This is a genomic window from Acidimicrobiales bacterium, from assembly GCA_036491125.1.
In the GTDB taxonomy this organism is placed as follows: Bacteria; Actinomycetota; Acidimicrobiia; order Acidimicrobiales; family AC-9; genus AC-9.
Genome location: DASXCO010000124.1, coordinates 21,269 through 44,849 on the forward strand (window position 1 = coordinate 21,269; position 23,581 = coordinate 44,849).

Consider the following 23,581-nt stretch of genomic DNA (forward strand, 5'->3'; position numbering starts at 1 on the left):
CTATGTCAGGGGCTCGGAGGTGGTGCTGAACGCGGGCCGGAGATGGGCGGCGTCGTTGTAGCCGCGGATGACCCAGCGTTCTCCCGTCACGACGAGGTGGGAGATGGCGCCATTGTCCGACCCCGTGAAGGCGAGTGCCCGGGACCCGCACGCCTGGGCGAGGATCTGGCCGATCGTCCCACCATGGCTGAACACGGCGACGCACTGGTCATGGTGGCGGTCGGCGATCCTCTCGACCGCGCCCCGGACCCTGGCGGCAAACGCCTGAGCGGGCTCCGCGCCGGGGATGATGTCCCAGCGCTGCTCGGCGAACACCCGCGGCAGGATGGGATGTCCCTCGGCGACGTGGCGGCGTAGGGCGCCGCCCTCCCATTCCCCGAGGTAGACCTCCCGCAGGTCGGGTTCGACGATCGGCGACAGCCCGAGGCGCTCGGCGAGGGGGGCCGCCGTCTGGACCGTGCGGCGCAGGGTCGTGACGTAGATGGCGGTGATGTCTTCCGCCTGAAGCCGCCCCGCCACTCGCTGGGCCTGCTCGAAGCCCTCGGGGTGCAGGCCGGGATCGCCCTGGCCGTCCACCATGGCGAACGGCTCACCGGGGCGAGCCGGCTCGGACTCACCGTGCCGGATGAGCAGCAGCTCGGTCGCCCCTGACGGGCGGACGAAGCGACTTTGGCGGTACTCGTTGGTCTGGCTCACGGACGCTCCTGCGACTCGCCCTGGCGACGCAGCGCGGGGAGCGTAGCCGACGCATCTGCAGGCCAGGTCGGCGGCGGGCCGGATCGGGACCGGCACTTGCGGCGTCGGCGATTTGTCACCACCATGGCGGGCGTCGACAGGGGGGGTTCTGGCCAAATGGCTGCGTGGGTGCTGGCCCAGCGGTACGAGCTGCTGGAGCCCCTCGGCTCGGGTGCCATGGCCACCGTGTGGAGAGCCCACGACCGGCGTCTCAGCCGAGAAGTGGCCATCAAGGTGCTGAGCGAGCAGCTGGCCTCGAACCAGTCCTTCCGCGACCGCTTCGAACGCGAGGCGGTCAACGTGGCGTCGCTCAAGCACCCCAACGTCGTCACCGTCTACGACTCGGGGAGCGAGGGCGCGGCCTACTACATCATCATGGAGCTGGTCGAGGGCGAGTCGCTCCAGGCGCGGCTGACCGAATCGTCCCCCTACCTCTCGTTGCGTGAGGTGTCCGAGCTCGGCAAGGAGCTGCTCGCCGGCCTGGCCCACGCCCACGCCAAGGGCATCATCCACCGGGACATCAAGCCGGCGAACATCCTCATCACACAGGAGGGCACGGCCAAGCTGGCGGACTTTGGCATCGCCAGAGCGGCGAGCGACGTCCAGAGCATCACGGCCACCGGATCGTTCATCGGAACACCGTCGTACTCGTCGCCCGAGCAGCTGGGCAGCCGACCGGCCACGCCAACCACTGACCTGTACTCGCTCGGTTGCGTCCTCTACCACTGTCTCGCCGGGCACCCTCCCTTCGAAGCTGAGCTACCGGTCGGCGTCATCGCCCAGCATCTCGAGACGGCGCCGCCACCGCTGCGCCAGCAACGGCCCGAGGTCCCCCCGGGCCTGGAGGCGGTCGTGCTCAGGGCTCTCGAGAAGGATCCCGAACAGCGGTTCTCGTCGGCCGACGAGATGAGCCGGTCCCTGCTCGCCGCGGGCGGGGTGGCCGACAACGGGTCGACCGGTTCCCTCTCGACCATCGTCAAGGCGGCTGACGACAGCGGCGCTGCCGAGGAGATCTCCCAGTCCGCTGCTCCCGGTCGTCGGCTGCCGGCGGCCCTCGGAGGCCGGCGTCGGCGGTTGGCGTTCGTCCTCATCGCGGCGGTGGTCGTCGCCGTCGCGGTCGGCCTGTCGGTGACGTTCCTCTCGAGGAGCGGTGGTTCGACATCGGTCTCGTCCGGTCGCTCGACGACCGGCTCGACGACCGCTGCGACCACCGCCACCACCGCCGGGGCCAGCACGACATCGGCGGCCTCCGCGGCCCTGCAGCCGCTGCTCGGCCAGTGGCAGACCGCTGTCACGTCGGGGCCGGTCAACTCCTCGCAGGGGTTGATCGCCGTGATCGCGCACGACACAACGTCGGTCAGCTCGACCGCGACGGTCTACGGGTTCTCCGGCGGCCGGTGGAACGTCCTCAGCTCCCAGGATCTCGGGTTCAACCTGATGGCCGGTACGCCGATCGTGTCGGGCACGGTCACCGGCGGCCCCGACCCCGACTTCCTCATCCAGCAGGAGGAGGCGAGCCAGGCGGCGGGATCGGTGCTCAGCAGCCGCAGCGGCACGTGGCAGATCGTGCCCTTCCGCACCAGCGCCGGAGTCGTGAACCAGGTGCAGGATCTGCACTTCAGCGACGGCCATCCCGTCTCGCAGACGAACACCTGCACGCCGAGCTGCGCCGCCGGTAACCAGGAGGCCGTCTCCTTCAACTACGACCCTGCCTCGCGCCAGTTCGTGCAGCAGCCGTAGGGCCGCGGCTGTCGTCGGCGCCGCGGGCGGTGGATCGGTGGCGCTGCTGGTCCCGGGGCTTCCCCTGGAGGCAGCGCCTGCCGACGACCCGGGTGCGCTCCGCCCGAGGCGGACTCTAGGGTTCAGGCGATGACCGATGTCCAGGTCGGGCCGTTGCTCCGGGAATGGCGCGAGCGGCGCCGTCTCAGCCAGCTGGGGCTCGCGGTCGACGCCGGGGTCTCGGCCCGCCACGTGAGCTTCGTGGAGAATGGCAGGGCGCGTCCGAGCCCGGAGATGGTGCTTCACCTGGCCGAGCGCCTCGAGGTGCCGTTGCGGGAGCGCAATCGGCTGCTGCTGTCAGCCGGGTACGCGCCGGTGTACAGCCAGCGGACCCTGGACGACGCCGAGATGCAGCCGGTGCGCGAGGCGATCGGGCTGGTGCTCGGGGGCCACGAGCCCTATCCGGCGCTGGTGGTCGACCAGCACTGGAACATGGTCGCGGCCAACGCGGGCCTCGCCGCCCTGACCGAGGGCGTCGCCGCCGAGCTGATGGAGGAGCCGGTCAACGTCCTGCGGGTTGCCCTCCACCCGAAGGGCCTGGCCCCGCGGATCGTGAACCTGACCGAGTGGCGTACCCATCTGCTCGAGCGGCTCGACCGTCAGATCGCGGCGACCAGCGATCCCGCGCTGGTGGCGCTCCGAGACGAGCTCGCTGCCTACCCGGCTACGGACGCCAGCGGCAACGGCCACGTCGACGACGGCCCCGGAGCCGACGGTGGCGATCCTGGCGATCGGCCCGATCGTCCGAGGGTCACCGATGGGGCCCAGCTCGCCCGCGACCTCGTCGTCTGTCTCCGGCTGCGTGCGGGTGACGCTGAGCTCGCCTTCTTCAGCACCATCGCCACCTTCGGCACCGCTGTCGACGTCACCATCTCCGAGCTGGCGATCGAGTCGTTCTTTCCTGCGGACCGGGCGACGGTCGAGTACCTCCAAGGGCGATGAGCGGGCACCGCGCCCGCGGTCATGGCAGTGGTTTCTCGAAGTAGGCGACATCCCAATAGCGGCCGAACTTGCGGCCCTGCTCGGTGAAGTGGCCCACTTTGACGAAACCCAAGCGACCGTGCAGGGCCACTGACGCTTCGTTCGGCAGGGCGACGCCAGCGATGGCGCGGTGCAGATCCTCGCCCTCGATGGCCCGAAAGAGCTCGGTGTACAAGCGGCTGCCGAGTCGCCTGCCTGTGACCTCCGGGGCCAGATAGACGGTGGTTTCGACCGAGGTCTCGTAGGCCTCCCGCGGCCGATACGGGCTTGCGCTGGCGTAACCCAGGACGTGTGCGCCGGCTACGGCCACGAGGACACGATGCCGACCGGCCTCACCGTAGTGGCGGAACCATTCGACGCGTTCGGCCATCGTCACCGGGCGGACGTCGAAGGTCACATAGGAGCGAAGGACGTAGTGGTTGTAGAGGTCGTTGAGCTGGTGGAGGTCCTCGATCGCGGCCGGCCTGATCTCCACCGGGTCCTCGTCCACGTTGGGAACATAGCGACTCACCCCCGCCGGAGCTCCCGTTTTTGCCCGCCCAGTGAATCCCCAGCGATGCCCCAGCGCGAGCGATCACCGTTGACGAAGTGTTCGAAGTTCCGAACAGGGAGGTGCTCGAGTGAGGACAAGCCGGACAGAGGCGAGGGTGCGCCCGGTCACGTCGCCGGTGGCAGATCCGATATGGACTGAGCTTCAAGAGGAGATCGGAGCTGTGACCATCACCGACCAACCGGGCCGACCTGCAGCGGGATCGACAGATGCTGCCGCAGACCGCACGGCCCAGGAGATGCTGGCGCGAGCCGCTGATACCGGCGTCTCCACAGTGCCGGAATCCGAGAACATGACAGAGATGATCCAGTGGGTGGTCGGCCGCCTGCGGTGGGAGCGTCAGCTGGAGTCACTCCGGGGTTCCCGATCGGCGACCACGGAGGAAGCCGACGGAGAAGTGTCCAATGGCTAGCGACCCGTCGGCGGGTTGGCCTCCGCTTGACGGGCGAGAAGCGCGCCAAGCCGCCGGGGAGCCCGGGTCTCGCCGCGGCCTGGACGGCGGCGACCACCCCCGCTGTCGGCGCTCATGTCGCGTCTGGGCGTGCGTGGCGGGCTGCGACGCGACAGTGTGGCTCCATGGACGAGCGTGTTCGATTCATCAGGCAGCTCACACCACCGTTGCGGATCGCTCCCGGCGGGGCGGTCGAGCTGGGCCGCGACTTCGACCCCGCCTCCACCGACGGCTCTGTGTCCCGCTCGGACGCCGCCGGCCTGTTGGACCAGGGCGTCGAGCTGCTGAGCGAGTATCAGGACCGGCTCTTCGCCCAGGCGTCGTCCGGGGTCCTTGTGGTGCTCCAAGGGCCCGACGCCTCCGGCAAAGACAGCACCATCAAGCACGTGATGAAAGGAGTCAACCCCCAGGGGGTTGACGTCCGCAGCTTCGGCCAGCCGTCGGACGATGAGCTCCGCCACGACTTCCTGTGGCGCTGTCATCGGGTCCTGCCCGAGCGGGGCCGGATCGGCGTCTTCAACCGCTCCTACTACGAGGAGGTCCTCGTGGTGCGTGTCCATCCGGAGCTCCTCGTCCCCCAGCGCCTCCCCGAGGTCCCCGGCGACGAGAGCATCTGGACGCGGCGCTACCGGGAGATCAACGAATGGGAGCGCTACCTCGTCGAAAACGGCACTCGGGTCGTCAAGATCTTCCTCAACCTGTCAAGGGGTGAGCAGGCCAAAAGGTTCCTCAAGCGCATCGATGACCCCCGGAAGCACTGGAAGTTCTCGCCTGCCGACCTCCGCGACCGCCGCCGCTGGGACGAGTACCAGCAGGTCTACGGCGACATGCTCAGCCACACCAGCACCGAGTGGGCTCCCTGGTACGTTGTGCCGGCCGACCGCAAATGGTTCGCCCGCCTGGCGACCGCAGCAGTGTTGACACAGACTCTGGTCGAGCTCGACCCCCAGTACCCGCAGGTGGAACCGGCCGCCCGCCAGCAGATGGGTAAGGCTCGGAGTGAGCTGATGGCCGAGGTCCGCCGCTCGAAGGCCGCTTCGAAGCACTGACCCTTCATGGCTGTCCAGATTGACCGCGCCCGTCCGTTGTCGGCCGGCGACCTTCGGCTGCTGACGGCCGCCGCAGCGCTCACCGTCGCCGCCGGCGTGACCCGGTTCACCGCGAGCGGGTCGGTGCTGCCCTTCGTGGTGTCCGGGCTGGCTCTCGCGGTCCTTGCTGGCCTGGTCGCGCGCAGCGTCGACCGGCTCGGTAACCGGCTCGGCCCGGGCGCCACCGGTGCACTCCAGGCTGCCCTCGGCAATCTCCCCGAGCTGTTCTTCGCCATCTTCGCCCTGCGGGCCGGCCTGGTAACGGTGGTCCAGTCCGCCCTCATCGGCTCCATCCTGGCCAACGCCCTCCTCGTGCTGGGGCTGGCTTTCATCGCGGGTGGGCTGCGAAACGGTGTCCAGCGATTTGCCGCCGAGCCGGCTCGCAACATGGTGCTCTTGCTGGCGCTGGCGGTCGCTGTTCTCGCCATCCCGACGGTCACGGCTCACCTGAACGTGCCCGCCGCCGCTCACGAGGGTGCCCTGTCGTACGTGGCGGCGGTGATCCTGCTGGTGGTCTTCGTCTTGTCCATACCTTCGTCTCTGAAGTGGCGCCGGGAGCCGGCCGCCGAAGCGGCGGGCTCGACCAGCGGATGGCCCCTCAGGCTCGCCATCGGTCTCCTGGCCGGGTCGAGCGGCGCCGCTGCCCTCGTGTCGGACTGGTTCGTCCACGCGCTGACCCCCGCCCTCGAGACGCTCAACATCTCCCAGAGCTTCGCCGGCCTGGTCATCGTGGCGATCGCCGGCAACGCCGTGGAGCACGTCGTCGGTGTCCAGCTCGCCTACCGGAACCGCGCCGACTATGCCCTGTCGGTGGTCCTTCAGAGCCCGGTGCAGATCGCGCTGGCCCTCATTCCCGTGCTCGTGCTCCTGTCCCCCGTGCTGGGGGGCGCGCAGCTGACTCTCGTGCTCCCGCTCGTCCTCGTCGTCGTACTTGCCATCACGACCGTCGTGGTCGTCATCGTCGTCTTCGACGGGAAGTCGAACTGGCTCGAGGGGGTCACCCTCGTCGGGCTGTACGGCGTGATCGCGGCGTCGTTCTGGTGGGGTTGAGTGAGCGCTCGATCAGGGTCGATGTTGGGAAGGCCGGGGGACGGCTTCCTGACCCCGCCGAGCTCCCCGGTCAGGAAACCCATCCCACGAGCGGAGGGAGTGGGATTCGAACCCACGGTGCCACGAGGACACAACGGTTTTCGAGACCGTCCGATTCGGCCGCTCTCGCATCCCTCCGAGCCTGAGGTTAGCGATTCCGCCGATCGGCGAAGAACGACGTCAGCAGGCCTGTGCTCTCTTCGGACCGGACGCCGGGCACCACCTCGACCTCGTGGTTGAGCCGCGGATCGACGCACAGGTTGTAGAGAGACCCGCAGGCCCCGGCCTTGGGGTCAGCGGCGCCGAAGACAAGTCGGGCGAGGCGCGCCGCCACCAGGGCCCCCGCGCACATGGGGCAGGGCTCGAGGCTCACCACCAGGCTCACGGAATCGAGGCGCCACGTGCCCCGGACCCTCGCCGCATCCTGCAGGGCGAGGATCTCGGCATGGGCGGTGGGGTCTCCCCGGAGCTCCCGCTCGTTGTGCCGGCTACTCAGTACCTGCCCGGCCTCGACGGCCACCGCCCCCACGGGGACGTCGCCGTGGGAGAGGGCGCTGCGGGCTTCGGCCAGGGCCAGCGCCATGGCCTCCTCGTCTGCCGCCCGGCCCGGGGGGGCGTGCAGCCGGGCGGGGGGGAATGCGCTGGTCACGGCGGCCACGGTACCGGGCACCTCGGACTCCTCCCTCACCTGGGGGGTGTCACTCCGGAAGGAATCGCCGCCTGACCGTCGAACTCATGAGCCACGTGTGAGTGCCCACCCCGGTCGGGGCGGGCTGAGCTGTTCGGGCGGTGCTGGGGCCGTCCGGCCGGTGTGATACGGCGTTCTCGACGCTGCCACGCGCGCGCCGGTGCACCCTCATGGCTGCCTGGGCGGAGGGGATGGGATTCGAACCCACGGTCGGTTGCCCGACACACGATTTCCAGTCGTGCCGATTCGGCCGCTCTCGCACCCCTCCGGGCGTCAGGGTATCTTCGGCCTGCGAGGTGGTCGTTCCGTGCGGCGGCCGGGTCCTGCGCAACGGGATCCTGTGAACCGAGTCAGGGCCGGAAGGCAGCAGCTCTCAGCGGGCCCTCTCGTGTGCCGTAGTCAGCCTGGCTGCCGCACCGAGCGACCGCCCGTTCTCTACCGGGTGTGCGGCGACCCAGAACCGGCGAGAACCGGAGGGGATGGCACGCCTCGCCGGTAGTCTGGGCGGCCGTGGCCGACCAGTCCTATCAGTCTCTCTACCGTCGCTACCGCCCCCAGCGCTTCAGCGAGGTGAAGGGCCAGGACCACGTCACGCTCGCTCTTCGCAACGCGGCGCGCGACAACCGGGTAGCCCACGCCTACCTGTTCAGCGGGCCGCGCGGCACCGGTAAGACCTCGACGGCGCGCATCCTGGCCAAGGTGCTCAACTGCCCCAACCAGCGCGACGGCGAGCCCTGCGGGACCTGCGACTCGTGCGTGCAGGTCGCCCTCGGTGCGTCGTTCGACGTCCACGAGCTCGACGCGGCGTCGAACAACGGTGTCGAGGCCATGCGGGACCTCGTCGCCCGGGCTGCGTTGGGGACCCCAGGTCGCTGGAAGGTCTACATCGTCGACGAGGTCCACATGCTGTCGACGGCGGCCTCGAACGCCCTGCTCAAGACCCTCGAGGAGCCCCCGGCTCACGTGGTCTTCGTGCTGGCCACGACGGACCCGCAGCGGGTGCTGCCGACCATCCGCAGCCGCACCCAGCACTTCGAGTTCCGTCTGCTGAGCGGTGCCGCCCTGGCCGACCTCGTTCGTCACGTCCAGGACGACGCCGGTCTCGAACTGCCCTCGGAGGCCGTCGACCTCGCCGTCCGGCGCGGCAACGGGTCGGCTCGCGACGCCCTCTCGGTGCTCGATCAGATCTCCGCCGCCGGTGCTGTCGAGGACGGCGTTGCCGTGCTCGACGAGCTGGTCCAGGCCATCACCGAGCGTGACGCGGGGCGGGCCCTCGTGGCCGTGGCCGAGGCCTGCGCGGCCGGTTGGGATGCCCAGCGGCTGGCCGCCGAGCTCGTCGAGCACCTGCGGTGGGGCTTCCTGTCCACCATGGCTCCGAAGCTCGTTCCGCTCACCGACGAGGCTCGCCAGCGGGTCGACGAGCAGGCCAGGCAGCTGGGTCCCGCGGCCCTCGTGCGGGGCGTCGAGGTGGTCGGCCAGGCGCTGGTGGACATGCGCGACGCCCTCGACCCGCGCGCCACCCTCGAGGTCGCCCTGGTGCGCCTCGCCCGTCCGGACGCCGATCACTCGCCACAGGCGCTCCTCGAGCGGATCGAGGGTCTGGAACGTCGCCTGTCGAGCAGCGGGCCGGCGGCACCACCGGCAGGTGGCGCCGCCCCGGCAGCGCCACCCCAGCAGCCCCAGCCGGAGCCGTCCGGGTCAGGGGTGCCGCCTGGCGCCCAGCGGGGCGACCCCGGTGCCAAGGCAGCGCTCGGGGCGATGCGCCGGCAGGCTCGGTCGACTGTCGACCCGACTCCCGACCCGGCAGGGGGCCCGACCACGACCCCGGCCGCTCCTGGGGCCCACCAGCCCGCGCCGGCGCCCGACCCGGGCCCCGGCGCCACCCAGCCCGACCGCGACGAGCTGGTGAAGGCCTGGGGAGACTCGGTGCTGTCCGGCCTCAAGGGCCGGGCCCGCGCCCGGTTTCGGGCGGGACGGTTCGTCGCCACCCAGGACGGAGTGGCCACCTTCGCCCTCCCCGACGAGATCCATCGGTCGTACAGCGAGGAGTGCCGGATAGATGTCGAGGCGGCGCTCAGGGCCCATTTCGGGGTGCCGATCAGGCTCCGGCTGGTGGTGGACGACGAATCGCCGTCGGTCCCCGCTTCCCAGACCGTGACCCAGCAGACCGTCGCCGACGACCCCCCCGATCCGGACGAGCTCACCGACGCTCCGCCGGGGTCGACATCTGTGGAAGCCCGCCTGTTGCAGACCTTCCCGGGCGCCCGGGAGGTGCCGGGGATGACGGCGGCACCGCCCGGTCCGGACAGGTGACGGGCAGCCGAGGCAGCCAGGCCACTCAGGACACCCAGGACCACCACCCGCTGTGTACGCCGGCCCCGTCCAGGACCTGATCGACGAGCTGGGTCGACTCCCCGGCGTCGGACCCAAGTCTGCTCAGCGCATCGCCTTCCACCTGCTCAAGGTGGACAAGGAGGAGGCATTCCGCCTCGCCCGAGCCGTCTCCGAGGTCAAGGAGCGCACCTCGCTGTGCACCCGTTGCTTCAACGTGGCCGAGGCGGAGCTCTGCGCCCTCTGCACCGACCCCCGCCGAGATGCGACGGTCGTGTGCGTGGTGGAGGATCCGAGAGACATCGTCGCCGTGGAGAAGACGGGCGAGTTCCGGGGCCGCTACCACGTCCTCCAGGGCGCCATCAACCCGATCGAAGGGATCGGGCCCGACCAGCTGCGCGTCCGGGAGCTGCTGGCGAGGATCGAGCCGGAGGGCATCGCCGAGGCCATCCTCTGCACCAATCCCAACCTCGAGGGCGAGGCCACCGCCATGTACCTGGCCAAGCTGCTCCACCCCCTCGGCATACGGGTGACGCGGATCGCCAGTGGCCTCCCGGTGGGAGGCGATCTCGAGTACGCCGACGAGCTGACCCTCGGGCGGGCCCTGGAAGGTCGCCGCGAGGTCGAGGCCTGATCGGCGCCGGCCTCGGGCGCCAGGCTCAGCTGGCGGAGGCCTGAACCAGCAGGGCGTCACCCTGGCCGCCGCCCCCGCACAAGGCGGCGGCGCCGAGCCCACCACCCCGACGGCCCAGCTCGGTCAGCAGCGTCAGGGCCAGGCGGGTCCCCGACATCCCGATGGGGTGGCCGAGAGCGATGGCGCCGCCGTTGACGTTGGTCACCTCGTCGGTGATGCCCAGGTCGTCCATCGACGCCAGACCAACTGCAGCGAAGGCCTCGTTGAACTCGAACACGTCCACGTCGCTGACCTGGCGCCCCGCCCGGTCCAGCGCCTGGCGAGTCGCCCGGGAGGGCTGGGTCAACAGCGACGGATCGGGTCCGGCCACCATGCCGTAGCTCACGATCTCGCCCAGCGGGCGCACACCGAGCTCGTCGGCCTTGGCCCGAGAGGTCACCACCACAGCAGCCCCGCCGTCGGAGATCTGGCTGGCGTTCCCGGCCGTGATCGTGCCGTCGCCCTCGAAGGCGGGGCGCAGCTTGCCGAGCGACTCGGTCGTCGTGCCCGGGCGCACACCCTCGTCGGTGTCGATCACGACGGGGTCGCCCTTGCGCTGGGGCACCGACACGGCGACGATCTCGTCGGCGAACCGACCGTCCTTGATGGCTGCCGCAGCCCGCTCGTGTGATGCGGCGGCGAAGGCGTCCTGCCGATCGCGGGCAATGCTGGCGGCCTTGCTGTAGCGCTCGGTCGCCGCTCCCATGGCGCACACATCGAAGGCACAGAACAGCCCGTCGAACATCATCGAGTCAACGAGTGTGGCGTCTCCCATGCGGTAGCCGGCACGGGCCTCGGGCAGCAGGTAGGGCGCCTTGGTCATCGACTCCATGCCTCCGGCCACGACGATCTCGGCGTCGCCGGCGGCGATCATCTGGTCGGCGAGGTAGATGGAGTTGAGCCCGGAGAGACAGACCTTGTTCACCGTCATGGCCGGCACGGTCATCGGGATCCCCGCCTTCACTGCCGCCTGCCGGGCTGTGATCTGGCCCTGGCCCGCCTGCAGGACCTGCCCCATCAGGACGTACTCCACCTGGTCGGGTGCCACGCCCGCCCGCTCGAGGGCGGCGGCGATGGCAAACCCGCCCAGGTCCATGGCGCTGAAGCCGGTCAGCGCACCCGAAAGGCGACCAATCGGTGTGCGGGCACCAGCAACGATTACGGAACCAGGCATCTAGATGACCTCCCAGGCCGCTTCCGCGCCACAGTGTAGGGCGTCGCTACCGGGGAGTAAGTTGGGCACCCATGCGAGACATCCTCGAGGCCATCCAGGCCGGAGCCCCCGGAGAGCAGCTCGGGGCGATCCCTATCCCCGAGTCCTACCGCGCTGCCGTGGTCCGCAAGTCGGAGACCGACATGTTCGAAGGCATGGACTCCGCCGACAAGGATCCCCGGCGATCGCTGCACGTGGAGGACGTGGCCGTCCCCGAGCTGGCGCCCGACGAGGCTTACGTCGCCGTCATGGCCAGCTCGATCAACTTCAACACCGTGTGGACCTCCATCTTCGAGCCCCTTCCCACGTTCGGGTTCCTGCAGCGCCTCGGCCGCGAGAGCAGGTGGGGCGCCCGCCACGACCTCCCCTACCACGTGGTGGGCTCGGACGGAGCTGGAGTCGTTGTCCGCGTCGGCTCGGCAGTCAGGAAGTGGAAGCCGGGTGACCGCGTCACCATCCACTGCAACTACATCGACGACCAGGACCCCTCGTCCCACGACGACGCCATGCTGGCCGACAACCAGCGCATCTGGGGCTTCGAGTCCAACTTCGGCGGGCTGGCCGATCTCACGGTCGTGAAGGCGAACCAGCTCATGCCCAAGCCCGCCCACCTGAGCTGGGAGGAGGCGGCCTGCAACGCCCTGTGCAACTCGACCTCCTACCGCATGCTGGTGAGCCATCACGGCGCCAACATGAAGCAGGGCGACTCGGTGCTCATCTGGGGGGCCACCGGTGGACTCGGCGGCTACGCCGTGCAGTACGTCCTCAACGGTGGGGGAGTACCCGTCGGCGTGGTGAGCTCGGCCGACAAGGTGAAGCTTCTCGAGGGGCTGGGCTGCGAGGCGGTCATCGACCGCAAGGCCGCCGCATACAAGTTCTGGGCGGACGAGCACACCCAGGACGAGCGGGAGTGGCGCCGCCTGGGCAAGGACATCCGGGGGCTCGTCGGTGAGGATCCCGACATCGTCTTCGAGCACCCGGGGCGACAGACCATGGGCGCGTCGGTCTTCGTGGCCAAGCGCGGCGGCCTCATCATGACCTGCGCGGCGACGTCGGGCTACATGATCGAGTACGACAACCGTCACCTGTGGATGAAGCTCAAGTCCATCAAGTCGAGCCACTTCGCCAACTACCGGGAGGCGTGGGAAGCCAACGACCTCATCGCCAAGGGCATGGTCCAACCCATCCTCTCCACCGTGTACCCGCTCGAGGAGGTCGGCGAGGCCACCCGGCTGGTGCACCACAACCTCCACGAGGGAAAGGTCGGGGTGCTGTGCCTGGCGCCGTCGGAGGGCCTCGGGATCGACGACCCGGAGGCGCGGGCGAGGATCGGCGAGGACCGGATCACGCTGTTCCGCAGGCACGGCCGGTGAGCGCGCCCGGCCCCGACGCCTCCCTGCTCACCGAGATCGACCACGTGGCCATTGCCGTGCACGACCTGGGCGCGGCCATCGACTACTACGAGGCGACGTTCGGGGCAACCGTGGCCCACCGCGAGCGGATCGAGTCCGACGGCGTGGAGGAGGCGCTCATCAAGGTGGCCGACTCCTACATCCAGCTGCTGACCCCGATCCGCGAGGACTCTCCGGTGGCGAAGTTCCTCGATCGCAAGGGCGAGGGCCTCCACCACGTCGGCTACCGCGTCGAGGACTGCGGCGTGGCCCTCCAAGCCGTCAAGGACGCCGGCGGTGAGGTGATCGACACCGAGCCCCGGCCGGGTTCGCGAGGGACGACGGTGGCCTTCCTCCACCCCAAGACGGCCTTCGGGACCCTCATCGAGCTGGTCGAGGAGTAGCGGTCTCGCCCGGCGGAGTCCATCGATGAAGGTCCACCTGGTGGACGGCACCTACGAGCTCTTCCGTCACCACTTCGGCCAGCCGTCCCACCTCGACGAGAAGGGGGTCGAGGTGGCCGCCACGCGGGGAGTGGTCGCCACGCTGCTGTCGATGCTCGCCGACGGGGCGACGCACCTGGGCGTGGCAACCGATCACGTCATCGAGTCCTTTCGCAACGACATGTGGCCGACCTACAAGTCGAGCGCCGGCATGCCGCCCGAGCTGCTGGCTCAGTTCCCCCTCCTCGAGGACGCCGTGGCTGCACTGGGGGTGGTCGTGTGGCCGATGGTCGAGGTCGAGGCCGACGACGCACTCGCCTCGGCGGCCGCGGCAGCGGCGGCGGACGCCGAGGTCGAGCAGGCCCTCATCTGTACGCCTGACAAGGACCTGGCCCAGTGCGTGGTGGGCGAGCGGGTGGTCCAGCTCGACCGCCGACGGCGGCCCGACGCCGGTCCGCTGCTGATCGACGAGGGGGGCGTCGTGGCCAAGTTCGGGGTGTCCCCGACCTCGATCCCCGACTATCTCGCGCTGGTCGGGGACTCCTCCGACGGCTACCCGGGCCTCCCGGGATGGGGCGCCAAGTCCACGGCGGCTGTCCTGGCCCGCTACAGCCACCTCGAGGACGTGCCCGAGCTGGCGCTGCGCTGGGACATCACTGTTCGCGGCGGCACCGCCCTGGCCAGCACTCTGGCGGAGCAGCGGGACCTGGCTCTGCTGTTCCGCGACCTGGCCACCCTGCGGGTCGACCCGTCGCTGCTCGACGGGGTGGACAGCCTCCGCTGGCGGGGGCCCACGTCGGAGTTCGGGCCGCTGTGTAGCCGACTGGACGCGGACGACCTGCGTCGGCGGGCGGAGTCGCTCGCTTCGCGGCGCTGAGCTACGGGCCCCCGAGCGCCGGGGCCAGGGGCCCGGCGGTGGCCTCCATCAGCCGGTCGAGGTAGCGCTCCCGGCTGATCTCGACAGCGCCCAGGTTGGCGAGATGAGGCGTCAGCCACTGCACGTCCAACAACGTGGCGCCGCCAGTGACCAGGCGCTCGACCAGGGTCACGAGGGCCACCTTGGAGGCGTCGCTGCGGTGGTGGAACATCGACTCACCGGCGAAGAAGCCCCCGATGGCCACGCCGTAGAGGCCGCCGGCGAGCAGGTCCTCGCCGCCGGGGCCCTCACCGGGAAGCCAGGCCTCGACGCTGTGGGCCCAGCCCAGCTGGTGGAGCCGGTCGTAGGCCGCCGAGATCTCCGGCGTGATCCACCGGCCGGGCCGGTCGGGGCTGGCGCAGGCCCGACCCACGGCCTCGAAGGCCGTGTTCACACGCACCTCGAACCGTCGGCACGACCGGGCCAGCGAGCGGCTGATGCGCAGACCGTCGAGCGGCAGGATCGCCCGAGGATCCGGTGACCACCAGCCCGTGACCGGCGGCCGACCCGCAAGGTCGAGGGGCATCGGGAACAGGCCGCCTCGGTACGCCGCGAGCAGGGTGCCCGGCTCCAGGTCGGCGCCCACGGCGACGACGTCGTCGACGAGCGCGCCCCCACCGACCCTACGGTGACGATCAGCCGCGCTGCCGGGGCGCGGAAAGCGCCAGGAAGACGGGGCCGGCTCGATGGGCACGGCCCAGACTCGCGCTTGTAGCCTGCCGGACATGGCTGAGCATTCGATGACCCAGCGCCTGGAGGAGCTCGCCGCCCGCCGCGAGGAAGCCAGGCACGCTGGATCGGCCCGGGCGGTGGAGCGCCAGCACGCCCAGGGCAAGATGACGGCGCGGGAGCGGATCGAGTACCTCCTCGACGAGGGGTCGTTCCAGGAGCTCGACATGCTGGCCCGGCACCGGGCCCACGGCTGGGGCCTCGACGACAACCGCCCGTACACCGACGGGGTGATCACCGGCTTCGGCACCATCGACGGGCGCCGGGTCGGGGTGTTCAGCCAGGATTTCACGGTCTTCGGCGGTGCACTGGGCGAGGTCTTCGCCGAGAAGATCCACAAGATCATGGATCTGTCCGCTTCCGTAGGTGTTCCCATGATCGGCCTGAACGACGGCGCCGGGGCGCGCATTCAGGAGGGGGTCGTGTCGCTCGCCGCCTACGGTGGCATCTTCCTCCGCAACGTCGCCGCATCGGGAGTCGTCCCCCAGATCAGCGCCATCCTGGGCCCGTGCGCCGGGGGGGCCGTGTACAGCCCGGCCATGACCGACTTCATCTTCATGGTCCGCGAGATCAGCAACATGTTCATCACCGGCCCGGACGTGGTGAAGACGGTGACCGGAGAGGACGTCACCCTCGAGCAGCTGGGCGGCGCCACCAGCCACGCCACCAAGTCCGGTGTCGCCACCTTCGTGACCGCGGACGAGAAGTCATGCCTGGACGAGGTGCGCTACCTGCTCGGCTTCCTGCCCTCGAACAACCTCGAGGAGCCGCCGACCCTCGAGCCGGCCGACGAGCCCGACCGGGCCACGCCCGAGCTGGCCGAGCTCATGCCCACCAGCCCCAACCAGCCCTACGACATGAAGCGGGTGATCGCCGCGGTCGTCGACGAGGGCGAGTACTTCGAGTATCTGCCTCACTGGGCCATGAACATCACCTGCGGGTTCGCCCGCATCGACGGCCACGTCGTCGGCATCGTGGGGAACCAGCCCCAGGTGCTGGCCGGCGTGCTCGACATCGACTCCTCGGACAAGGGCGGTCGCTTTGTCCGCACCTGCGACGCCTTCAACATCCCGATCGTGACCTTCGTCGACGTCCCCGGCTTCATGCCCGGGACGGGCCAGGAGCACGGCGGCATCATCCGCCACGGCGCCAAGCTGCTCTACTCGTACTGCGAGGCGACGGTGCCGCTCATCCAGATCGTGACCCGCAAGGCCTACGGCGGCGCCTACGTGGTCATGAGCTCCAAGTCGATAGGCGCCGACCTGGCCTACGCCTGGCCGTCGGCCGAGCTGGCCGTCATGGGACCGCAGGGGGCGGTCGATATCGTCCACCGCCGCGAGCTGGCCGAGGCCGCGGACCGCACGGCGCGTCGGACCGAGCTGGTCGAGGAGTACACCGAGCGCTACGCCAATCCCTACATCGCGGCCGAGCGGGGGTACGTGGACGACGTGATCGACCCGGCTGACACCCGGCGGGTGCTGGTGCACAGCCTCGAGCTGCTGCGCAGCAAGCGCGAGGACCTCCCCAAGCGCAAGCACGGCAACATGCCGTTCTGACCGGGATGGCCATCGACGATGACCAGGACGAGGCGGAGGTGGTCGCCGCCATCGCCGCCGCCGTCGAGCTCCTCTGGCCCCGCCCGGCGCCGGAGCCTCCGACGCGGCAGCGCCCCCGGGCCACCCCGGCCTGGCGGTTCTCGGGCCGGTGGTGGTCCAAGCCTCCCCAGCTGCGGCGGGACCGGCCCTGGGCCGAGCCGTGACCACCCTGCTGCGCGAGGCGGTGGAGGCGGTCGAGCTCACCACGGTCGCCGACGACGAGGTCGTGCTGCATGTGCCAGCAACCCCCGGTCACCCGGCCCAGGCGATCCGGCGCACCGGCCTCGAGCCCGAGGGGGACCACGTGGTGGAGGGGGTCGCCTTCCGCACCCTGCCCCGCCCTCCGGGCCTGCGACTGGCCACCGTGGCGACCGTGAACGATGTCCACTTCGGGGAGGTCGAGTGCGGGGTGATCGAGGGGAACACGTCGGGACCGGTGCTGCGGGTCGGCCCGGGCGAGGTGCCCTACCCCGACACGATGAACCGGGCGGCCGTGCAGGAGATCGCCGGCATTCAGCCAGACCTCGTGCTGGCCAAAGGCGACCTCACGACCCACGGCACGACGGAGGAGCTCGAAGCCTTTCTCTCCTGCTATAGGCCGACCTTCGGTGACCGGCTCCATTACATACGGGGCAACCACGACGCCAGCGCCGACTTCTCCGTCGTCGCCGCCGGGCCCCGGGAGCTGACCCTGCCGGGTGTGATCCTGGCCGTGCTCGACACCACCATCCCGGGTCGCGCCAACGGCCGGGTCGATGCGGACCAGCTCGAGTGGCTCGACGAGCTGGGGTCACGCGCCGACCGTCTGGTGCTCGTGTTCGGTCATCACCACCCTTGGGACCCGTCGTCGCGCGTCCGCCCGGAGACCTACTTCGGCATCAACCCGTCCGACTCGGAGGGCCTCATCGAGGTCATTGCCCGGCGGCCGGCCCTGGTCGGCTACTTCGCCGGCCATACCCACCGCAACCGGGTGCGGCGCTTCGGTCCCAGCGGTGACGTGCCCTTCACCGAGGTGGCCTGTGTCAAGGACTTCCCCGGCACGTGGGCCGAGTACCGCGTCTTCGAGGGCGGCGTCCTCCAGGTCCACCGCCGCATCTCCACCCCGGAGGCCCTGGCCTGGTCCGAGGGCACCCGGGCCATGTTCGGCGGCTTCTATGCCCAGTACGCCTTCGGCCAGCTGTCCGATCGATGCTTCGCCGTGTGGCCGCGTCGCTGAGCGTCTCGAGGACCGCGGTTCCACGTTGTGTCGAAAGTGGGCGCGACACTCAGCAGCGCGGCGCCCACTTTCGACCAGATGTAGGAGAAGGAGCTCAGCGGGACGTGACGCTCCGGTCGGCGCGGTGGCGCTCGGCCAGATCCGCGAGCTCCTCGACGAGGTGGGTGATCTCGAAGTCCTTCGGGGTGTAGATGGCGACCACGCCCGCGGCCCGCAGGCGGGCCACGTCGGCCGCGGGGACGATGCCCCCGACGACGACAGGCGCGTCGACTCCCTCCTCGCGGAGCAGGCCGATGATCTCGGGGACGAGCTGGAGGTGGCTGCCCGACAGGATGGAGATCCCGATTACGTCGACGTCCTCGTCGCGGGCGGCCGCCGCGATCTGGGCCGGCGTGAGGCGGATGCCCTGGTACACGACCTCGAAGCCGGCGTCGCGAGCGGCGACGGCGATCTGCTCGGCGCCGTTGGAGTGCCCGTCCAGGCCGGGCTTGGCTACCAGCAGTCGGGGAGGACCGCCCGGCAGGTCCCGCACCCGCGCCTGCACGCCGGCGATCTCGCCGCCGCGGTGGCCCACGCCTCCCCCCACGCCCGTCGGGGCCCGGTACTCGCCGAAGACCTCGCGGAGGGCGCCGGCCCACTCGCCGGTCGTGCCCCCGGCGTGAGCCAGGGCGATCGTGGACGGCATGATGTTCTCGCCGGTCTCGGCCGCCCGGCGCAGCTCGTCGAGCGCGCCGCTGACGGCGGATCCGTCACGCTGCTGGCGCCAGCTGGCGACGTCCTGGCGCTGGCGCGCCTCGACCGCCGGGTCCACGGTGAGGAAGTTGCCATCCAGCCCCTCGTCCTCCGAGGTGGGGTTCAGCGGTGAGGGGGCGGAGTCGGTGTAGGAGTTGACGCCGATGACCTTCAGCTCACCGGTCTCGATGCGGCGCGTCCGCTCGGACTGGCTGCGCACCAGGCGGGCCTTGAGCTCGTCGATCGCCTCGAAGGCGCCGCCCAGCCCGATGACCTCGTCGAGCTCGGCCCTGGCCGCCTCCGCGAGCTCCGCCGTCTTGGCCTCGACGACGTGGGAGCCCTCGAAGATGTCCTCGTGCTCCAGCAGGTCGGTCTCGAAGGCGAGCACCTGCTGGATCCTGAGCGACCACTGCTGGTCCCACGGACGGGGCAGCCCGAGCGCCTCGTTCCAGGCCGGCAGCTGGATGGCGCGGGCGCGGGCATTCTTGCTGAGGGTGACTCCGAGGGTCTCGAGGACGATGCGCTGCACGTTGTTCTCGGGCTGGCTTTCGGTCAGGCCGAGGCTGTTGACCTGCACGCCGTAGCGCAGGCGCCGCAGCTTGGGGTCCTCCACGCCGTAGCGGCGCCGGCAGATGTCGTCCCAGAGCCGGGCGAAGGCCCGCATCTTGCAGGTCTCCTCGACGAAACGGATACCCGAGTTCACGAAGAACGAGATCCGGCCCACTACCGTTGGGAACTCATCGGCAGGCAGCTGACCCGAGTCGCGCACCGCGTCGAGGACGCCGACGGCGGTGGCCAGGGCGTAGGCGAGCTCCTGGACGGGCGTGGCGCCCGCCTCCTGGAGGTGGTAACTGCAGACGTTGATCGGGTTCCACTTGGGCACGTGACGCACGGTGTAGGCGATGGTGTCGACGGTGAGTCGGCGGCTCGCCTCGGGCGGGAAGATAAAGGTGCCCCGGGACAGGTACTCCTTGATGATGTCGTTCTGCGTAGTGCCGGCCAGCGTCCTCACGTCGACACCGGTCCGCTCGGCGTTGGCGATGTAGAGGCCGAGCAGCCAGGCCGCGGTGGCGTTGATCGTCATCGAGGTGTTCATGTCGCCCATGGGGATCCCCTCCATGAGCTGGGCCATATGCCCGAGGTGGGCGACAGGGACCCCGACCTTGCCCACCTCGCCCGCCGCTTCGGGAGAGTCCGGGTCGTAGCCGATCTGGGTCGGCAGGTCGAAGGCGATCGACAGCCCGGTCTGGCCCCTGGCCAGGTTGGTCCGGTAGAGCTCGTTGGACGCCTCGGCGCTGGAATGGCCCGAGTAGGTCCGCATCACCCACGGTTTGTCGGCCATAGGACCCATTGTCACCCGTCGCTCAGGACCGGTGGTAGTCGTAGAAGCCCCGGCCCGACTTTCGTCCGAGCTGCTCGGCGGTGACCATGCGGCGGAGCAGGGGTGCGGCGGCCTGGCTCGGCTCCCGGTGCTCGGCGTAGAGGGCGTCGATGATGGCCAGGCTCGTGTCCAGCCCGACCAGGTCGAGGAGCGCGAACGGCCCCATCGGGAAGCCGCAGCCCCCCTTCATGGCCGCGTCGATGTCCTCCTTGGTCGCCACGCCCCGCTCGAACAGCTTGACGGCGCTGTTGAGGTACGGGAACAGGAGGGCGTTCACCACGAACCCCGCCTCGTCCTTGACCTCGACCGGTGTCTTGCCGCACTCCTCGGCGAAGGCGCGGGCCGTAGCCATGGTCGTGTCGCTGGCGGTGAGCGGGCGGACGAGCTCTACCAGCGCCATCGACGGAGCGGGGTTGAAGAAGTGGATCCCGCACACCCGGTCCGGGCGCCCCGTCTCCATGGCCATGTCGATGACGGCCAGGGTCGACGTGTTGGTCGCCAGCACGGTTGAGTCGCCGCAGACGCGGTCGAGCTCGCTGAAGAGGTGCTTCTTTGTCGCCAGGTCCTCCACGACCGACTCGAGCACCAGGTCACAGTCCGCCAGGCGCTCCAGCTCCGAGGTGGCGGTGACGAGGGCGAGCGCGGCGGCCTTGTCGGCCTCGCTCATCCGATCCTTGGACACCGCCCTGGAGAGCGACTTGTCCAGGCTGCCCAGCGCCTTGTCTGCCGTCGCTTGCTGACGCGACCGCAGCACAACCTCGTGACCGGACACGGCAGCGCACTCGGCGACGCCCGAGCCCATGATCCCCGAACCGACGATTCCAATCCGCTTGGTCGACATGGGGGGCCATGCTACTGGCGGGTAACCTCCGCCCTCCATTGGGCGCAGTAGCGTTCGCTCCTGTGGCGGGGACGATCGCCCTCGTGGGTGGCGCCGAGTGGCAGGAAGGATGCGACTTCGATGCCGAGCTGCTGGCCCACGCCGGCGGCGAGGTGCTCGTCCTGCCCACGGCCGCCGCCTACGAGCACCCCGACCGGGCCGTGGCCACAGCGGAGCGCTGGTTCTCGTCGATCGGCGGTCGAGCCAAGGGCCTGATGGTGCTCAGCCGACCCGACGCCGAGCAGGAAGCCAACGCCGCTGTCCTGCGGACCAGCCCGTTCGTGTACCTGGGCGGGGGGTCGCCGTTGCACCTGCGGTCGGTGCTGAAGGAGTCCCTCGTGTGGGACGCCCTGCTCGACGCCTGGCACGCCGGGGCGACCATCGCCGGCTCGTCGGCCGGCGCCATGGCGCTGACCGATCCGATGGTGGACCCGAGGGGTGGGGCCTTCACCCTCGGGCTGGGCCTGGTGGAGCAGCTGGCGGTGATCCCCCACGCCGCCAGCTGGTCACACGAGAAGGTGGACCGGACGCTCGCCCTCGCGCCCCGCGGGGTCGCAGTGGCTCGGATCGAAGAGCGCACGGCCCTGCTGAGGGACCCCGACGGCCACTGGCGCGTCGCCGGCGCCGGCGACGTCAGCGTCTTCGTCGACCAGCACGAGGCTGGTCTCCAAGCGCTCCCCGGCTAGCTGGCGCACTGAGGGCGGTTAGGGAGCGTCACCCAGCCGAGTATTTGCCCAAATCGGGCCTTGCCAACTCAGATAGTTGCTTTAAGGTGATCCCTAAATCCTTGTGACCTTCTTGCTCATCGCGGCATGGGTCGGACAATCAAGGATATGTGGGCGGATGCGAGTTTTGTCTCGCGCCAGGGGTGGCGCGGTTGCTGTAATAGCGTTCATAGTTTTGCTGACGGGTAGCACCGTCGGCGTAACGTTGACCGAGCTCGCCCTCACACAACCTGCGGCCCGACCGGTTGCAACCACCTTTCCCCAACACCCTGCGAGCGCGTCCGGGTCGAGGAATCCGCATGGAGATGCGCGCCGAGCAGCAACGTCAGCGCCAATCACCGCGACCCTCGACGCGGTCTCAACGTCGTGTGGGGTCGGGACCATCGGCGCGGCAAACGGCTGGGCAATGCCACTTCCGGCGCAGTACCTCGTGAACGGGAGCGTCGATCAGGGAGTCGATTACGCCGCCCCAGGAGGAACGCCGGAGTGCGCCATGGGAGACGGCACGATCATCGGGGAGGGAATCAACGGCTTTGGGCCTTGGGCGCCAATCCTGGCGATCAACGACGGCCCTCTTGCCGGTCGCACCGTCTACTACGGCCACGCCGGACCCGATCTCGTACCCGTCGGGGCGCACGTCACGAACGGGCAGCAGATCACGGCAGTGGGCAACGGCATCGTGGGAATCTCGACGGGACCCCACCTCGAGATCGGCTTCTACCCGCCGGGAGCGTTCGGCGCTGGCCAAGCGATGCTGAATTACATCAACTCGGCAGGTCCGAGTGGGAACTCGAACCCGAACTGCACGAGCTTCGGCAGCCATCAGGTCTGCGGCGCCATCCGCGACAAGTACCTGGCCCTCGGGGGACCGGGGGGCTTCCTCGGCCTTCCCACCACCGACGAGGCCACGACACCGAATGGCATCGGACGTTTCAACTACTTCACCAACCACGGCGCCATCTACTGGACCGGACCCACCGGCGCCAACTCCATCCACGGCGCCATCCTGGACAAGTGGGCCAGCATGGGGTGGGAGAACAGCGTCTTGGGCTTTCCCACCACCGACGAGGGCGTCACGCCCAACGGCATCGGCCGGTACAACTACTTCAGCCTCAACGGCGCCATCTACTGGACCGGGCCGACGGGGGCGTGGTCCATCCACGGCGCCATCCTGGACAAGTGGGCCAGCATGGGGTGGGAGAACAGCGTCCTGGGCTTTCCCACCACCGACGAGGGCGTCACGCCCAACGGCGTCGGCCGGTACAACTACTTCAGCAACAACGGCGCCATCTACTGGACCGGACCCACCGGCGCCAACTCCATCCACGGCGCCATCCTGGACAAGTGGGCCAGCATGGGGTGGGAGAACAGCGTCTTGGGCTTTCCCACCACCGACGAGGGCGTCACGCCCAACGGCGTCGGCCGGTACAACTACTTCAGCAACAACGGCGCCATCTACTGGACCCCAGCCACCGGGGCCAACTCCATCCACGGCGCCATCCTGGACAAGTGGGCCAGCATGGGGTGGGAGAACAGCGTCTTGGGCTTTCCCACTACCGATGAATCGGGGACTCCCGACGGCGTCGGCCGCTTCAACCACTTCACCAACGACGGCTCCATTTACTGGACCCCGACCACGGGCGCCAACGCGATCAAAGGCCAGATCCAGGACAAGTGGGCCAGCCTGGGCTGGGAGCTCGGCATTCTCGGCTATCCCACCACCGACGACCTCACCACTCCCGACGGCGTCGGCCACTTCAACCACTTCACCAACGACGGCTCCATTTACTGGACCCCGACCACGGGCGCCAACTCCGTCCACGGAGCCATCCGGGCCAAATGGGCCAGCATGGGCTGGGAGACGAGCTGTCTGGGCTATCCGACGAGCGACGAGATGGCCATCACGGGTGGCCGTCAGAGCAACTTCCAACACGGCGACATCACCTACGACTTCAACAGCGGACTGGCCAGCGCGAGCTGCTCCTGAGCGTCAGG

General features: G+C 69.8%; 22 protein-coding genes, 2 tRNA genes and 1 other RNA gene. 16 read left to right on the forward strand and 9 right to left on the reverse strand.

Annotated features, from left to right (window positions below; translation table 11 throughout):
- Nucleotides 1-696 carry a histidine phosphatase family protein gene (locus VGF64_10455; protein ID HEY1635171.1) on the reverse strand — a complete coding sequence of 232 codons (696 nt, stop codon included), beginning with the start codon at nucleotides 694-696 and terminating at the stop codon, nucleotides 1-3.
- 156 nt (nucleotides 697-852) lie between these two features.
- Between VGF64_10455 and VGF64_10460 the strand changes: the two genes are divergently transcribed.
- Nucleotides 853-2,475, forward strand: a complete 1,623-nt coding sequence (locus VGF64_10460) for a serine/threonine-protein kinase (protein HEY1635172.1) — start codon at nucleotides 853-855, stop codon at nucleotides 2,473-2,475.
- Between the two features lie 129 nt (nucleotides 2,476-2,604).
- Nucleotides 2,605-3,456, forward strand: a complete 852-nt coding sequence (locus VGF64_10465; protein HEY1635173.1) for a helix-turn-helix transcriptional regulator — start codon at nucleotides 2,605-2,607, stop codon at nucleotides 3,454-3,456.
- Between the two features lie 19 nt (nucleotides 3,457-3,475).
- Here the strand turns inward: VGF64_10465 and VGF64_10470 are convergent, their stop codons facing one another.
- Nucleotides 3,476-3,985 carry a GNAT family N-acetyltransferase gene (locus VGF64_10470; GenBank protein ID HEY1635174.1) on the reverse strand — a complete coding sequence of 170 codons (510 nt, stop codon included), beginning with the start codon at nucleotides 3,983-3,985 and terminating at the stop codon, nucleotides 3,476-3,478.
- Between the two features lie 223 nt (nucleotides 3,986-4,208).
- On the opposite strand from VGF64_10470, the gene VGF64_10475 reads away from it, so the two are divergent.
- The 3 genes from VGF64_10475 to VGF64_10485 all read left to right on the forward strand — a co-directional run bounded on the left by VGF64_10475 (nucleotide 4,209) and on the right by VGF64_10485 (nucleotide 6,634).
- Nucleotides 4,209-4,457 (forward strand): hypothetical protein, encoded by a 249-nt coding sequence (locus VGF64_10475; protein HEY1635175.1) that lies wholly within the window; start codon nucleotides 4,209-4,211, stop codon nucleotides 4,455-4,457.
- A gap of 164 nt (nucleotides 4,458-4,621) precedes the next feature.
- Complete coding sequence (locus VGF64_10480) at nucleotides 4,622-5,545, forward strand: polyphosphate kinase 2 family protein (protein HEY1635176.1); 924 nt, start codon at nucleotides 4,622-4,624, stop codon at nucleotides 5,543-5,545.
- A 6-nt stretch (nucleotides 5,546-5,551) separates the two neighbouring features.
- Nucleotides 5,552-6,634 carry a hypothetical protein gene (locus VGF64_10485; protein HEY1635177.1) on the forward strand — a complete coding sequence of 361 codons (1,083 nt, stop codon included), beginning with the start codon at nucleotides 5,552-5,554 and terminating at the stop codon, nucleotides 6,632-6,634.
- 91 nt (nucleotides 6,635-6,725) lie between these two features.
- Here VGF64_10485 and VGF64_10490 read toward each other — a convergent pair.
- The 3 genes from VGF64_10490 to VGF64_10500 all read right to left on the reverse strand — a co-directional run bounded on the left by VGF64_10490 (nucleotide 6,726) and on the right by VGF64_10500 (nucleotide 7,629).
- Nucleotides 6,726-6,811 (reverse strand) — tRNA-Ser (locus VGF64_10490).
- Between the two features lie 10 nt (nucleotides 6,812-6,821).
- Entirely contained in the window at nucleotides 6,822-7,343 is a 522-nt protein-coding gene (locus VGF64_10495) for a nucleoside deaminase (protein ID HEY1635178.1), read from the reverse strand.
- A gap of 201 nt (nucleotides 7,344-7,544) precedes the next feature.
- A tRNA-Ser gene (locus VGF64_10500) sits at nucleotides 7,545-7,629 on the reverse strand.
- A 46-nt stretch (nucleotides 7,630-7,675) separates the two neighbouring features.
- On the opposite strand from VGF64_10500, the gene ffs reads away from it, so the two are divergent.
- From ffs to recR, 3 genes are all read left to right on the forward strand, one after another.
- An RNA gene (gene ffs / locus VGF64_10505) (signal recognition particle sRNA small type) lies at nucleotides 7,676-7,774 on the forward strand.
- Nucleotides 7,775-7,871: 97 nt separating this feature from the next.
- Entirely contained in the window at nucleotides 7,872-9,674 is a 1,803-nt protein-coding gene (gene dnaX / locus VGF64_10510; protein ID HEY1635179.1) for a DNA polymerase III subunit gamma/tau, read from the forward strand.
- A gap of 52 nt (nucleotides 9,675-9,726) precedes the next feature.
- A complete protein-coding gene (gene recR, locus VGF64_10515) occupies nucleotides 9,727-10,326 on the forward strand; it encodes a recombination mediator RecR (GenBank protein ID HEY1635180.1) in 600 nt (199 codons plus the stop codon).
- A gap of 25 nt (nucleotides 10,327-10,351) precedes the next feature.
- On the opposite strand, the gene VGF64_10520 is transcribed toward recR, so the two are convergent.
- A complete protein-coding gene (locus tag VGF64_10520) occupies nucleotides 10,352-11,539 on the reverse strand; it encodes an acetyl-CoA C-acetyltransferase (protein HEY1635181.1) in 1,188 nt (395 codons plus the stop codon).
- 71 nt (nucleotides 11,540-11,610) lie between these two features.
- Between VGF64_10520 and ccrA the strand changes: the two genes are divergently transcribed.
- The 3 genes from ccrA to VGF64_10535 are packed head-to-tail and all read left to right on the forward strand — an operon-like array spanning nucleotide 11,611 to nucleotide 14,289.
- On the forward strand, nucleotides 11,611-12,951 hold the full coding sequence (ccrA, locus tag VGF64_10525) for a crotonyl-CoA carboxylase/reductase (GenBank protein ID HEY1635182.1): 1,341 nt from the start codon (nucleotides 11,611-11,613) through the stop codon (nucleotides 12,949-12,951).
- Nucleotides 12,948-13,373 (forward strand): methylmalonyl-CoA epimerase, encoded by a 426-nt coding sequence (mce, locus tag VGF64_10530; protein HEY1635183.1) that lies wholly within the window; start codon nucleotides 12,948-12,950, stop codon nucleotides 13,371-13,373. The genes ccrA and mce overlap by 4 nt, the downstream gene beginning before the upstream one ends.
- Before the next feature lie 25 nt (nucleotides 13,374-13,398).
- Nucleotides 13,399-14,289 (forward strand): 5'-3' exonuclease H3TH domain-containing protein, encoded by an 891-nt coding sequence (locus tag VGF64_10535; protein ID HEY1635184.1) that lies wholly within the window; start codon nucleotides 13,399-13,401, stop codon nucleotides 14,287-14,289.
- A 1-nt stretch (nucleotide 14,290) separates the two neighbouring features.
- Here the strand turns inward: VGF64_10535 and aat are convergent, their stop codons facing one another.
- Nucleotides 14,291-15,022: a leucyl/phenylalanyl-tRNA--protein transferase gene (gene aat, locus VGF64_10540; GenBank protein HEY1635185.1), complete on the reverse strand. Its 732-nt coding sequence runs from the start codon at nucleotides 15,020-15,022 to the stop codon at nucleotides 14,291-14,293.
- Between the two features lie 31 nt (nucleotides 15,023-15,053).
- Here aat and VGF64_10545 point away from each other — a divergent pair, with 31 nt between their 5' ends.
- From VGF64_10545 to VGF64_10555, 3 genes are read left to right on the forward strand one after another with little or no spacing between them, the layout of a single operon-like run.
- Complete coding sequence (locus VGF64_10545; protein ID HEY1635186.1) at nucleotides 15,054-16,613, forward strand: acyl-CoA carboxylase subunit beta; 1,560 nt, start codon at nucleotides 15,054-15,056, stop codon at nucleotides 16,611-16,613.
- 5 nt (nucleotides 16,614-16,618) lie between these two features.
- On the forward strand, nucleotides 16,619-16,816 hold the full coding sequence (locus tag VGF64_10550; protein HEY1635187.1) for a hypothetical protein: 198 nt from the start codon (nucleotides 16,619-16,621) through the stop codon (nucleotides 16,814-16,816).
- A complete protein-coding gene (locus tag VGF64_10555) occupies nucleotides 16,813-17,868 on the forward strand; it encodes a metallophosphoesterase (GenBank protein ID HEY1635188.1) in 1,056 nt (351 codons plus the stop codon). The genes VGF64_10550 and VGF64_10555 overlap by 4 nt, the downstream gene beginning before the upstream one ends.
- 94 nt (nucleotides 17,869-17,962) lie before the next feature.
- On the opposite strand, the gene VGF64_10560 is transcribed toward VGF64_10555, so the two are convergent.
- On the reverse strand, nucleotides 17,963-19,942 hold the full coding sequence (locus VGF64_10560) for a protein meaA (GenBank protein HEY1635189.1): 1,980 nt from the start codon (nucleotides 19,940-19,942) through the stop codon (nucleotides 17,963-17,965).
- Between the two features lie 22 nt (nucleotides 19,943-19,964).
- On the reverse strand, nucleotides 19,965-20,822 hold the full coding sequence (locus VGF64_10565) for a 3-hydroxybutyryl-CoA dehydrogenase (GenBank protein ID HEY1635190.1): 858 nt from the start codon (nucleotides 20,820-20,822) through the stop codon (nucleotides 19,965-19,967).
- Between the two features lie 62 nt (nucleotides 20,823-20,884).
- On the opposite strand from VGF64_10565, the gene VGF64_10570 reads away from it, so the two are divergent.
- Both VGF64_10570 and VGF64_10575 read left to right on the forward strand, forming a co-directional pair.
- Nucleotides 20,885-21,547 carry a Type 1 glutamine amidotransferase-like domain-containing protein gene (locus VGF64_10570; GenBank protein HEY1635191.1) on the forward strand — a complete coding sequence of 221 codons (663 nt, stop codon included), beginning with the start codon at nucleotides 20,885-20,887 and terminating at the stop codon, nucleotides 21,545-21,547.
- Nucleotides 21,548-21,992: 445 nt separating this feature from the next.
- Entirely contained in the window at nucleotides 21,993-23,573 is a 1,581-nt protein-coding gene (locus VGF64_10575; GenBank protein HEY1635192.1) for a peptidoglycan DD-metalloendopeptidase family protein, read from the forward strand.
- The last annotated feature ends 8 nt before the right edge of the window (nucleotides 23,574-23,581 follow it).